This is a genomic window from Flavobacterium sp. W21_SRS_FM3 (genome assembly GCF_052113625.1).
In the GTDB taxonomy this organism is placed as follows: Bacteria; Bacteroidota; Bacteroidia; order Flavobacteriales; family Flavobacteriaceae; genus Flavobacterium.
On the sequence record NZ_JBGQOD010000001.1, the window covers coordinates 455,793 to 468,915 of the forward strand.

9 protein-coding genes are annotated in these 13,123 nt (G+C 35.6%); 5 read left to right on the plus strand and 4 right to left on the minus strand.

Annotated features, from left to right (window positions below):
- Positions 1–20: 20 nt before the first annotated feature.
- Positions 21–1,064 (minus strand): thiamine-phosphate kinase, encoded by a 1,044-nt coding sequence (gene thiL / locus ACEN2K_RS02085; RefSeq protein ID WP_441757653.1) that lies wholly within the window; start codon positions 1,062–1,064, stop codon positions 21–23.
- A gap of 131 nt (positions 1,065–1,195) precedes the next feature.
- On the opposite strand from thiL, the gene ACEN2K_RS02090 reads away from it, so the two are divergent.
- Positions 1,196–2,128 (plus strand): 1-phosphofructokinase family hexose kinase, encoded by a 933-nt coding sequence (locus ACEN2K_RS02090; RefSeq protein ID WP_441757654.1) that lies wholly within the window; start codon positions 1,196–1,198, stop codon positions 2,126–2,128.
- Positions 2,129–2,247: 119 nt separating this feature from the next.
- Here ACEN2K_RS02090 and lepA read toward each other — a convergent pair whose 3' ends face one another.
- Positions 2,248–4,044: a translation elongation factor 4 gene (gene lepA, locus ACEN2K_RS02095; protein WP_441757655.1), complete on the minus strand. Its 1,797-nt coding sequence runs from the start codon at positions 4,042–4,044 to the stop codon at positions 2,248–2,250.
- Between the two features lie 190 nt (positions 4,045–4,234).
- Between lepA and ACEN2K_RS02100 the strand changes: the two genes are divergently transcribed.
- The 3 genes from ACEN2K_RS02100 to dusB are packed head-to-tail and all read left to right on the plus strand — an operon-like array spanning position 4,235 to position 7,297.
- The gene (locus tag ACEN2K_RS02100) at positions 4,235–5,515 is read left to right on the plus strand and encodes a putative DNA modification/repair radical SAM protein (RefSeq protein WP_441757656.1); all 1,281 of its coding nucleotides are present in this window, start codon (positions 4,235–4,237) and stop codon (positions 5,513–5,515) included.
- On the plus strand, positions 5,493–6,260 hold the full coding sequence (locus tag ACEN2K_RS02105) for a TIGR03915 family putative DNA repair protein (protein WP_441757657.1): 768 nt from the start codon (positions 5,493–5,495) through the stop codon (positions 6,258–6,260). Before ACEN2K_RS02100 ends, ACEN2K_RS02105 begins: the two co-directional genes overlap by 23 nt.
- Before the next feature lie 44 nt (positions 6,261–6,304).
- Positions 6,305–7,297 (plus strand): tRNA dihydrouridine synthase DusB, encoded by a 993-nt coding sequence (gene dusB, locus ACEN2K_RS02110; RefSeq protein ID WP_441757658.1) that lies wholly within the window; start codon positions 6,305–6,307, stop codon positions 7,295–7,297.
- Between the two features lie 84 nt (positions 7,298–7,381).
- On the opposite strand, the gene ACEN2K_RS02115 is transcribed toward dusB, so the two are convergent.
- Positions 7,382–8,581, minus strand: a complete 1,200-nt coding sequence (locus tag ACEN2K_RS02115) for an ABC transporter permease (RefSeq protein WP_441757659.1) — start codon at positions 8,579–8,581, stop codon at positions 7,382–7,384.
- A gap of 1 nt (position 8,582) precedes the next feature.
- Positions 8,583–8,975 (minus strand): 30S ribosome-binding factor RbfA, encoded by a 393-nt coding sequence (rbfA, locus tag ACEN2K_RS02120; protein WP_441757660.1) that lies wholly within the window; start codon positions 8,973–8,975, stop codon positions 8,583–8,585.
- Between the two features lie 324 nt (positions 8,976–9,299).
- On the opposite strand from rbfA, the gene ACEN2K_RS02125 reads away from it, so the two are divergent.
- Positions 9,300–13,007 (plus strand): UvrD-helicase domain-containing protein, encoded by a 3,708-nt coding sequence (locus ACEN2K_RS02125; RefSeq protein ID WP_441757941.1) that lies wholly within the window; start codon positions 9,300–9,302, stop codon positions 13,005–13,007.
- The last annotated feature ends 116 nt before the right edge of the window (positions 13,008–13,123 follow it).

Consider the following 13,123-nt stretch of genomic DNA (forward strand, 5'->3'; position numbering starts at 1 on the left):
AATGTCCTTTTTTATTATTTTTAGGTTATAGCGTTCCAACCGCGCGCTTTGAGGGCAATTTTAGTATTGGCTCTCGTAACAAGATGGATACCTTCGCTTTCTTGTGTCATATGACCAATTATTGAAAAGTTGGGGTTGGCTTTTATTTTTTCAAAATCTTCCATGGCAATTGTGAAAAGCAATTCGTAATCTTCACCACCATTAATAGCTACAGTAGTACTATCGATATCAAATTCTTCACAAACATTGATTAATTGTGGATCAAGAGGTAATTTGTCTTCATATAAATTACATCCAACTCCAGACTGCTTGCATAAATGCATAATTTCAGAGGATAAACCATCTGAAATATCAATCATTGAAGTAGGTTTTATTTCAAGAGCGTGCAGTAAAGTGCGAACATCTTTTCGAGCTTCTGGTTTGAGTTGACGTTCTATTAAATAGGTGTATGCATCTAAATCAGGTTGTGAATTAGGATTCACTTGGAATACCTGTTTCTCTCTTTCCAAAACTTGTAATCCCATGTAAGCGGCGCCTATATCGCCTGTTACTACTAACAAATCCGTTTCCTTAGCTCCATTCCTGTATACCAGTTCTTCTTCATCTGCTTCGCCAATAGCAGTGATACTAATAATCAAACCTTTTTGCGAGGAGGTTGTATCGCCACCAATAACATCAACTTTGTACTCTATTGCGGCATGATTGATACCTTCAAATAATTCGTCCAAAGCTTCTAGCGGAAATCTGTTTGAGACTGCTACAGAAACAGTGATTTGAGTCGCTTTAGCATTCATCGCGCAGATATCAGAAATGTTGCTAACAACAGCTTTATATCCTAAGTGTTTCAAAGGCATATAAGCCAAATCAAAATGCACGCCTTCAATCATTAAATCAGTAGAAACAACTACTTTTTTATCTTTAAAATCCAAAACAGCAGCGTCGTCACCAATCCCTTTAAGTGTTGATGACTGAGTAATTTGGAAATTTTTTGTTAAATGGTCAATCAAACCAAATTCTCCTAATTGAGCAATACTAGTTCGTTGTGGGTTTTTATCTTCAATCATTATGTTAAGTTTCAATGCAGCAAAGGTACAAAGTAGAATAGCTTAAATGGATTAAAGTTGAATAGATTTTCATATTTAGTAATCGGATTAATATTTTTTTTGCATCTTTAAGTGAAATTAAAAAGCGCAAAATGAAACCATCTAACATTGTTACCCTAACTGTAAATCCAGCCTTGGATAAAAGCACTCACTTGAGAGGTTTAGTTCCTGAACAAAAGATAAGATGTGATGCACCCAGATATGATGCAGGAGGTGGCGGAATTAATGTTTCTAAAGCGATAGCTCGATTAGAAGGGGAATCTTTAGCAGTTTTTACTTCGGGCGGTCCAACAGGTGCTATTATAGAAGAATTATTAACCAATGAATCAATTGCTATTGATCCCATAGCAGTTCAAAACTGGACCCGAGAAAGTTTTGTTGCAGTAGATGATAATACTAACTCTCAATACCGCTTTGGTTTTCCAGGAGCTCCTCTTTCCGATATGGAGAAAGAAAGCATACTCACTAAAATAGCAAGCATCAAAGCTGAATATTTAGTTTTGAGCGGGAGTTTAAACGAAGGTTTAGCTAGCAATTTTTATCAACAGATTGCCGAAATAGCTAAAAAAGCAAATACAAAAATTATCGTAGACACTTCTGGAGAGTCATTGCAAAAAGTAGTCGAAACAGGTGTTTATATGATTAAGCCTAATGTAGGAGAGTTGGCTAAATTAGTAGGTGTTGAACGCCTTGAAATGGAAGAGGTAAATGAAGCTGCTAAAAAAATTATTACCCAAGGAGGGACTGAAATTGTAGTTGTTTCGCTAGGTCCGCAAGGAGCAGTTTTAGTAACCAAAGATTCCTATGATTATGTTCCGGCTCCAAATGTAGCAAAGAAAAGTACGGTAGGTGCAGGAGACAGTATGGTAGGAGGAATGGTGTGGGCGCTTTCGCAAAATAAAAATTTGAAGGAAGTATTGCGATGGGGTGTAGCCTGCGGTTCAGCAGCAACGATGAATGAGGGAACCCAATTGTTTAAATTAGAAGACGCCAAACGTTTGTTTGAATGGTTGAAAGGAAAGTGATTATTTTAAGTTTGAATGTTTCAGCGTTCGAGAATTCAAATAAAAAACCCTGACCATTTTTACATCGTCAGGGTTCCACTTTGTTGTTGCTTCTTTCTTCTATTCTCTATAAAAAAGATTTAATCATTCAGTTTCAGTACAGCCATAAACGCTTCTTGAGGAATCTCTACGTTACCTACAAGTCTCATACGTTTTTTACCTTTCTTTTGTTTTTCAAGTAACTTACGCTTTCTAGAAATATCTCCACCGTAACATTTAGCAGTTACATCTTTACGTAATGCTTTGATCGTTTCACGAGAAATCACTTTCACACCAATCGCCGCTTGTACGGGAATATCAAATTGTTGACGCGGTATTAATTCCTTCAACTTTTCACACATTTTTTTACCAATAGAATAAGCATTATCAACGTGCATCAGTGAAGATAAAGCATCAACAATAGTCGCATTTAATAAAATATCTACTTTCACTAAGTTGGATGTACGCATCCCGATAGGTGTGTAGTCAAATGAGGCGTATCCTTTTGAAACAGTTTTTAAACGATCGTAAAAGTCAAATACAATTTCTGCTAGAGGCATATCAAAAGTCAACTCAACTCTTTCAGTAGTCAAATACGTTTGATTGGTAATCAAACCACGTTTTTCGATACATAAACTCATTACGTTTCCTACGTAATCGGCTTTTGTAATAATAGTAGCTTTTATAAAAGGCTCTTCCACATGATCTAAACGAGAAGGCTCTGGCAAGTCAGATGGGTTGTTTACCACTAGAACTGTGTCAGGATCTTTCTTTGTAAATGCATGGTAAGAAACGTTAGGAACCGTAGTGATTACCGTCATATTGAACTCACGTTCCAGACGCTCCTGAATAATTTCCATGTGTAGCATTCCTAAGAATCCACAACGGAAACCAAATCCTAATGCAGCCGAACTCTCAGGTAAAAACACAAGTGAAGCATCGTTCAATTGTAATTTTTCCATAGAGTTTCTTAACTCTTCATAATCTTCCGTATCTACAGGGTAGATTCCAGCAAATACCATTGGTTTCACATCCTCAAAACCTGTAATTACATTTGTGGTTGGCGTTTTAGCATCCGTTAATGTATCACCCACTTTTACTTCTTTAGCTTCTTTAATACCCGAAATTAAATACCCAACATCTCCAGCCGAAATCACTTGTTTCGGAACTTGGTTTAATTTTAATGTACCTATTTCGTCAGCAAAATATTCATTGCCAGTGGCCATGAATTTAATTTTTTGCCCTTTTTTGATTTCGCCGTTCACTACTCTAAAAATAACTTCAATTCCTCTAAATGGGTTGTAATGAGAGTCAAATATCAGCGCTTGTAATGGTTCGTCTTTATTTCCTGATGGTGGTGGAATTTTTTCAATAATGGCAGCCAAAATATTTTCGACACCAAAGCCTGTTTTCCCTGAAGCATGAATAATATCCTCCAGTTTACACCCTAATAAATCAATGATATCGTCACTAACCTCTTCTGGATTAGCAGATGGTAAATCGACTTTATTCAATACTGGAATGATTTCCAAGTCATTTTCTAAAGCAAGATATAAATTCGAAATCGTTTGTGCTTGAATGCTTTGTGCAGCATCTACAATCAATAAGGCACCTTCACAAGCAGCGATTGATCTAGAAACCTCATATGAGAAATCTACGTGTCCAGGAGTATCGATTAAGTTAAGGATGTATTCCTCTCCTTTGTACGTATATTCCATCTGGATGGCATGACTTTTAATGGTAATCCCACGCTCACGCTCTAGGTCCATATTGTCTAGTAGTTGTGCCTTTTCTTGACGTGCAGTAACCGTTTGTGTAGCGCCTAATAAACGGTCAGCTAGTGTACTCTTACCGTGATCAATATGTGCAATAATGCAAAAATTCCTTATTTTTTTCATCTTCGTAAATCAGTCAATTAGTATCAAAATACATTTGATATTTGAATGTGCAAATATAGGGCAAAGTTTTAAACATTTTGTGTACTATTTTAAAAGATAAATTGAAACATTAAACAAATCTTAAATGTTTGGTTGTTTGAGAGATAATACGTTTTTATCACTAAATTTGTATCCCTTAAATTTTAAAAATTTGAATTACGATAGAGTAAAAGAAAAACTGGAAATCCTAGCAGATGCTGCTAAATATGATGTTTCTTGTTCGTCAAGCGGAGGTAATAGAAAGAACATATCAAAAGGATTAGGCGACTCATCAGCAACTGGTATTTGCCACACTTATACTGAAGATGGGCGCTGCGTGTCTTTATTAAAAATATTATTAACTAACTTCTGCATCTATGATTGTGCTTATTGCGTGACTCGCATTAGCAACGACATACAACGTGCTGCATTTACCGTAGATGAGGTTGTAGACTTAACCATGAGTTTTTACAGAAGAAATTATATCGAAGGATTATTTTTAAGTTCTGGTATTTTTAAAAATGCCGATTATACGATGGAACGACTCGTGAGAGTGGCAAAAAAATTGCGTTTAGAGCACAATTTTAATGGGTACATTCATTTAAAGAGTATTCCTGATGCGAGTGATGAGCTCATGCGTGAAGCAGGCTTGTATGCAGATCGATTAAGTATGAATCTTGAAATCCCAACAGAGTCTGGTCTAAAATTGCTTGCGCCAGACAAGAGTCACCAGCAAATGATTAAACCGATGGATTTTGTAAAAAACGAAATCCTCATATACAAAGACGAGAAGAAAATTATTAAGTCAACACCTAAGTTTGCACCCGCGGGACAAAGTACACAAGTAATTGTGGGAGCCACTCCAGAAACCGACTTACAAATTATAAAAGTAGCAGATCATTTTTACAAAAATTTTAATTTAAAGCGTGTGTATTATTCGGGTTACGTACCTGTTTCAAATGATGCTCGTTTGCCAGCTTTAGGTTCGCAAGTGCCGTTAGTACGTGAAAATAGATTGTATCAAGCCGACTGGTTGATGCGTTTTTATGGCTTTAAAGCCAATGAAATTCTCGAGCAAAACAATCCGTTTTTAGACTTAGAGGTAGATCCAAAAATGAGTTGGGCATTGCGAAATGTCGATAAGTTTCCGGTAATGATTCAAACAGCGCCTTTAGAAATGATTTTGAGAGTTCCGGGAATTGGAGTCAAATCAGCCTACAAAATTATTCAAGCACGACGTTTTAAAAATCTGACTTTAGAGCATATTAAGAAAATAGGTGTATCGACTAATAGAGCCAAATATTTTATTTCTGTTGCGAATGCAAATAGAAGTCTGGATTTTCTCGATGCAGTCAATTTAAAAGACATTATTCTAAAAGACACCAAGAGCAAATTCGAAAATCCTTTCAGCAATCAATTATCACTTTTAAATGACGATTCTTTCTTACGATAATACATTAGAGGGTTTTTTTACTGCTGTTTTCGAAATTTTCGAATACAAATACCAAGACGTTTCCATCATTGGTGCTGATAAAGCCCAAAATGTACTTTTTGCCGAAATCATCACTGTAATTACAGATGATGAAAAGTCAGATCGAGTATTGGCGCGTATAGAGAAGCAGTTGGGTAAAGAAGGTGTGAGACAAATTTTGTATGCATTTTTTTCTGAGACAGAAGATGCTGAAAATATTTTATTTAGAGCAATTAAATACGCTGTTGATAATTCTGAAAAAAATGTATTTGCTGATTTCTCCAATTCTGATGTTCTTAAGGTTTCCAAATTAGTAAAAAGCGTAGGGAGGGAGAAGCATCGAATGGAAGCTTTTATCAGATTCGAATTGTTGAAAGACGGCATCTATTTTGCTAAAATCTATCCCGATTTTAATGTGTTAACTTTAATTGTGAGGCACTTCAAAAACAGGTATCAAGATCAAAAATGGTTGATTTATGATTTTAAAAGAGGCTATGGAGTGTACTACGATTTAGAAAATACAGAAATAGTGACATTAGACGCTGACGCCGAAAAAAAGCTCCAAAATGAAGAGGCGATTTACGACGAAAAAGAAATAAATTACCAAAAATTATGGGTCGAGTATTTCGATCATACCAATATAAAAGAAAGAAAAAATATGAAGCTGCATGTGCAGCATGTGCCTAAGCGATACTGGAAATATTTAACTGAAAAAAAAATATTTTAGGCAATCCTTTAGAAAACCGTATTTTTGCAAAAAATTAAACGAAGATGATTAAGATTGGCAACATAGAATTACCTGATTTCCCTTTACTACTTGCACCTATGGAAGATGTGAGCGACCCACCTTTTCGTAGGTTGTGTAAAATGCATGGTGCCGATATGATGTACTCTGAGTTTATTTCTTCAGAAGGATTGATTCGTGATGCCATAAAAAGCCGCATGAAACTGGATATTTTCGATTATGAACGCCCTGTTGGGATTCAAATTTTTGGAGGTGATGAGGAAGCTATGGCATTGTCTTCGAAAATTGTTTCAACAGTAAATCCTGATATTATTGATATCAACTTTGGTTGTCCAGTAAAAAAGGTAGTTTGTAAGGGTGCTGGTGCTGGAGTTTTAAAAGATGTTGACTTGATGATTCGTTTAACACAAGCGGTTATTGATAGTACGCATTTACCGGTAACGGTAAAAACCCGTTTAGGTTGGGACGATAGCTCGATTAATATTGATGAGGTTGCTGAGCGTTTGCAAGATATAGGTGTTGCTGCTTTGAGTATTCACGCTAGAACGCGTGCTCAAATGTACAAAGGGCATTCTGACTGGTCGCATATTGCTCGTGTAAAAAACAATCCTAGAATCACCATGCCTATTTTTGGTAACGGAGATATTGACAGTCCTGAAAAAGCATTACAATATAAAAATGAATATGGTATTGACGGAATTATGATTGGTCGTGCTGCGATAGGTTATCCTTGGATTTTTAACGAAATCAAGCATTTCTTTGAAACAGGAGAACATATGGCTAAGCCTACAGTTGTTGACAGAGTTGCAGCAGTACGTAATCACTTAACTTGGGCAATGGAGTGGAAAGGAGAAAGATTAGGAATTGTAGAAACCCGTCCGCATTACACTAACTACTTCAAAGGAATCCATTCTTTCAAACCGTTCAAGCAGCAATTAGTTACACAAGATAACCCTCAAGAGTTGTTTGCAATTCTAGATAGTATAGAACAGGCATATGCTGGTTATGAGGTAGCTTAAAAATACACTTAAAAAGAAATTCCACTAATTTGTAAGAATCAATTTCTACAAATTAGTGGAATTTTTTTATATAAATCTGAAATATTATTCTAGCAACTTCTTACTCACTCGGCTACTTGCAATTAATGAAGCAATAAATCCTAGTGTCACAATCGTTCCCATTACTATTAACACATTTTCGATAGAAAAAATAACTGGATAAGCCAGTGTTGGCGTAATCATCACCAGTTGAAAATGTTGCTGCAGTAACACAATAACTATCCCTAAAGTCAAACCGATAAGCCCTCCAAAAACACTTAATAAAGTCCCTTGTAGTAAAAATATCTTTCTCAAATCTTTGATTTCGGTCCCTAGATTAAAAAGCGTTTTAAGATTGCCTTTTTTGTCTAGAATCATCATAATTAGCGCGCCAATCAAGTTAAAAAGCGCTACTACAATCACAAGAGTAAAAATTAAGTATACCGCAATATTTTCAGTATTCAACATTTTATACAAAGACTCATTGAGTTGTGCTCTGTTTTTAATGGTAATTTTATCTTTGAAGATGCTGTTTAGTTTTGCTATAATTGCATTTTCATCGGCACCCTCTTTCTCTTTTATCTCAATTCCTGAAATTTGATTGGTTTTATATTCTAATAATTCTTGCGCCAAACCTATGTCAGCAAAAACATATTTAGAATCTAAATCTTCACTAATGGCATAAATCCCTATTGGGTACACCTCACTTTTATTAAAAGCTTGTTCAGCATTTTCAATCGTGCCTTTTCCGGGTTTAGGAACCCAAACTTCCAACTGATTATTAAAATCTAATAATCCCATCGAAAATTGCTGCGCAATGCCGTAACCCACAACCACTTGATAGGTGTTTGGCTCCAGCCATTGCCCGTTATATAGTGTTTTTTTAATATCGTTGACTTTGTTAAAGTTGCTGTCAACACCTTTTAGATAGGTCACTTCCTGCTTGTCATTAAATACAAACAACACGCGTTCTTCTATAATTTTTGAATAAGAAGCAAGACCTTCAATCTTCTTAATTTTGGCCTCTTGCTCTGGCGAAATAAGAAATGATTTTCCTAGAGTGCTGCTAATTTTTAAGTCGGGATCAATATCATTAGTAAACGAAAGACTAAAAACTTTCAGGCCACTAAAAACCGATAATACTACAAACAAAGCCATAGCACCCACAATAATACCCATGCTCGCAATGCGATTAATGATATTAATAGCATTGTTTTTACTGTTACTAAGGATGTAACGTTTGGCTATGTAAAGTGGAAAATTCAATTTATATCAACTTGCGTTTTTCTAGAAGATCTCTATTTTCAATAGGATTATCTCTGTTTGATAATGCATTGTTGATTTTTTCAATATAGTCTAAAGAATCATCAATAAAGAAAACCAAGTTGGGCACTTTTCTCAATTGCAAACGCACTCTTTGTGATAAATCATGCTTAATTGTTTTTGCATTCGACTTTACTGCCTCCAAAATCTCATTTGCTTTATCTTGAGGAAATACACTTAAATACACCGTTGCCACAGACAAATCTGTAGTCACACTAACTTTAGATACCGAAATAATTAAATTAGATACGCCATTTTTTCTCACTTCACCTTGCAGAATATCAACCAAATCTTTTTGGATCACCCCACCTATTTTTTTCTGTCTATTTGTTTCCATAGTGCAAAAATACTACTTTTAAACATTAAACAAACAATTTTTAAAAGCAACCTATTAGTAAAGCTGTTTTTTAGAAGCTTTTTCCTGCTGTGCACTATATCTTTCCTGTCCGCCGCGGCGCACAGGAAAGGATGCCGTTTCCATCAGGGCTAGGGAATCGTTCTACCCACACTCAGTACAATTAAATAATTATTTGCGATAATATTGGAGATTTATTTTGTTATAAAAGACTTCTTCAGACACAAAATCACCATGGAAAACAATAGCAGTTCAGAACACAATATAAATCCAGTTTCGGCTCCCTTCCCTTCCCTTCGGGGAGGGCTGGGGAGACCTTCTTTCTCCATATACGATGCTTCCGCAGGTTCCGGTAAAACCTATGCATTGGTCAAAGAATACTTAAAAATTATTCTTACAGCTCATAAAAACGATGCGTATAGAAACATTCTTGCCATTACATTTACCAATAAAGCGGTACATGAAATGAAAAGTCGGATCGTAGGAAGTTTGTCTGAATTTGCCAAAGACGAACCTTCTCAAAAAGCCTTCGACTTAATGCAGGATTTATCCACAGATACGGGGCTTTCGAATATTGAAATCAAGACTAAATCCCAGCAAATCATCAAGCACATCATTCATAATTATGCCGCTTTTGATATTTCGACAATTGATAAATTTACGCATAAAGTAATTCGTGCTTTTGCCCACGATCTTAATTTGCCCATGACTTTTGAGGTAACGCTTGATACTGAGAATTTACTAATCGAAGCAGTAGACGCAATCATTGCACAAGCGGGAGAAGATGAAACCCTAACTAAGTTGCTCATAGATTTCACCATGGAAAAAACCGATGATGATAAATCTTGGGATATTTCGCGTGAAATTCTGGATACCGGTCGCTTAGTTTTAAACGAAAACCACCGTTCTGAGATTACGCACTTTCATGATAAATCCATAGCCGACTTTGTCGAAATTAAAAAGAAACTAGTAGCAAGCTGCAAAGTCTTAGAGAAAGACAATGCCGAATTTGCGCAAGCAGCTTTAACGCTAATTGAAAATAATGGCATCGATTTAAAATCGTTTTCAAGAGGAACGTTTCCGAATCATTTAATCAGCATTCGAGATGGAAAATTCAACCCGAAAAATAAAACCTTTCATGTGTTTGATGACATTGCCATCAATAAAACGGCCAAAGACCGTGCTTTAATAGAAAATCTAATTCCGGAGTTAATCCAAATTCTGGCTACGATCTATAAAAATTTCGAAAAAAGAGATTTCTACAAAGCCTTTCTTAAAAATATAACGCCGCTTTCTTTATTGAACACGGTGAGTAATGAATTGACTAAAATTCAAGAAGAACAAAATGTGCTTTCGATAACTGAGTTCAACGCTATTATTCACCGCGAAATTCAAAATCAACCTGCTCCATTTATATATGAACGATTAGGAGAGCGCTACCGTCATTTTTTTATTGATGAATTTCAAGATACATCCGAAATGCAATGGCAAAACCTGATTCCGTTAATTGATAATGCCCTTTCGGGTCAAGATGATTTTGGTGAAAAAGGCACGCTGATGATTGTAGGTGATCCCAAGCAGTCTATTTATCGCTGGCGTGGTGGAAAAGCAGAGCAGTTTATTGAGTTAAGCAAATCCAACAATCCGTTTAATAATCCGGATAAAAAACTAGAGCATTTAGATAAAAATTACCGTAGCTACTCGCAAGTAATTAATTTCAATAATGAATTTTTTAAGTTGGTTTCGGGTGAATTTGAGCATCCAGATTATAAAGATTTATATGAAAATCACAGCCATCAAAAAACGAATAGTAAAACGGGTGGATATGTGAATATTTCTTTTATTCCAAAAGTTGAAAATAGTGAAGACGATGAAGAAGCGCTAGATAAAACAGAATTATTTGTTTTGGCGACTTTAAATACGATTCAAAAAGTGCTTAAAGAGGGTTTTGAATACAAAGACATTGTCATCTTAACTCGCAAACGAGGAGAAGGTGTAGCCATTGCCAATTATTTGACAGAGCAAAATATTCCGCTTTTGTCATCGGAGACCTTGATGATTCAAAATGCAACCGAAGTGCGCTTGATTATTCATCTTTTAAAATACTTAAAAAACAATGCCGACTTAGAGGCAAAAGCCTATTTTCTGCATTACATCGCAGAACACGTGCAAGACAAATTAGCGGTTCATGATTTCATTGCACAAGGAATGGAACATAAAAACGAAGTGGATTTTGAAAATTGGTTAATGAGTTTTGATATTTCGTTATCTTTTCAAAACATTCGTAAAAAATCATTGTATGAGGCTGTAGAAATTATTGTATCGAAGTTTATCCTCCCCCCGGCCCCCTCCGAAGGAGGGGGAGACAGTGTAGCTGCGCTGCCTGCTGAAGGTTTGGGCTTAAAGGATACTGCTGTTGGATCGAATAAAAAAGGATATATGACTGGTGGGAATTATTCTCATTTGTTACTTGAAAAAGCGATCGCACACAGAAAAGAACCTACGGTTGCAGAGAAAATTCTTTGGGCAGAATTAAAAGAGCAGTCACTAGGAAGTAAATTCAGGCAACAACATTTGATTGTTAATTACATTGTTGATTTTGTTTGTTTGTCTAAAAAACTGATTGTTGAGGTAGACGGAGATTATCATTTTACGCCAGAGCAAATAGTACTAGATGAAGAACGAACAAATGTTTTAAATGAATTAGGTTATAAAGTAATCCGCTTTAGAAATGAAGAGGTGATAGATTCAATTTCAAAAGTTTTAGATACTATTAGAAAAGAATTAAGTAGTCAAGAAGAAAAGTTAGAATTAAATATTCACAAATTATTTAATTCGACTTATGCATCCAAAGATAATAAAACCATCAAGTCTCCCTCCCCTTCGGGGAGGGCCGGGGTGGGGAATGCCTACGTCCAGTACTTCCTCGACATTGTTTTAGAACGTGATGTACGTAACCAAGCTGGAATTGCTGATTTCTTGAATTTTTGGGATAAGAATGCAGAGAAATTTAGTATTCCGTCGCCAGAGGGAAATAATGCGGTGCGTATTATGACCATTCACAAATCAAAAGGACTGGAATTCCCAGTAGTGATTATGCCTTTTGCAGAGGAAGATTACACTAGAAAACCAAAAGACAAATTGTGGCTGGAGGCTACCGAGATGGATTTTGGTTTACCTAAAGTTTTAATAGATAATAGTGCGGCTGTAGAGAGTTTTGGTGAGGAAGCAAAAATGATTTATGACCAAAAGAAGCAAGAAGAGTTATTAGATAATATAAATGTCTTATATGTAGCGCTTACGCGTGCAGAGGAGCAGTTGTTTATTATTTCGAACATGAATTTAACGAGTAAAGGAGAGGTAAAGACCAATAATATGTCGACTTTCTTTATTAATTATTTGGAGAGTAAAGACGGTTTTGATCAAGAGCAATTTGAGTATGAATTTGGAAGCCCGTTAAAATTATCATCTCCTTCAAAACATGTAGATACTTCCAAAAAGATAGAAGTAGTTGTGGAAACATTGAATCCCAAGAATATAAAAATTGCTCAACGGGAAGCGTTAATGTGGGGAACGCATCAACAAGAATCCATCGAGTACGGAAATGTGGTGCACGAGATTTTATCTTTTGTGAAAACGAAAGAAGATGTAACACTTGCTGTCGAAAAAGCGATCGAGAACGGTTTGATTAATTTCACACAAAAAGAATTGGTGCATAAAACGATATTGGACATTGTGAATCATAAAGAATTAGAATGGTGCTTTGTGTCAGGAAATACAGTTTTAAACGAGCAGACTATTATTCAAAAAGAAGGAAATACCATCAAGCCAGATAGAATGGTTGTGAATCAAGCGAATGAAGTCTATTTGTTGGATTATAAAACAGGTGCCCACAATGCTAAATATCAAAAGCAATTGGAAAATTACCAACACGCAATTGAACTAATGGGTTATAAAGTCGTAAAAAAAGCATTGATTTACATCGGAAAAGAAATCGATGTAGTAAATTTGTAATGTAAAAATGAATTATTCGCAAAATAACACGTTAAAGATTAGGCAAGGTTTTCAATAATTATTGCATCATTTTAATGCTGTTATAGATTCAGAATTACATTATATAAATTAAACGT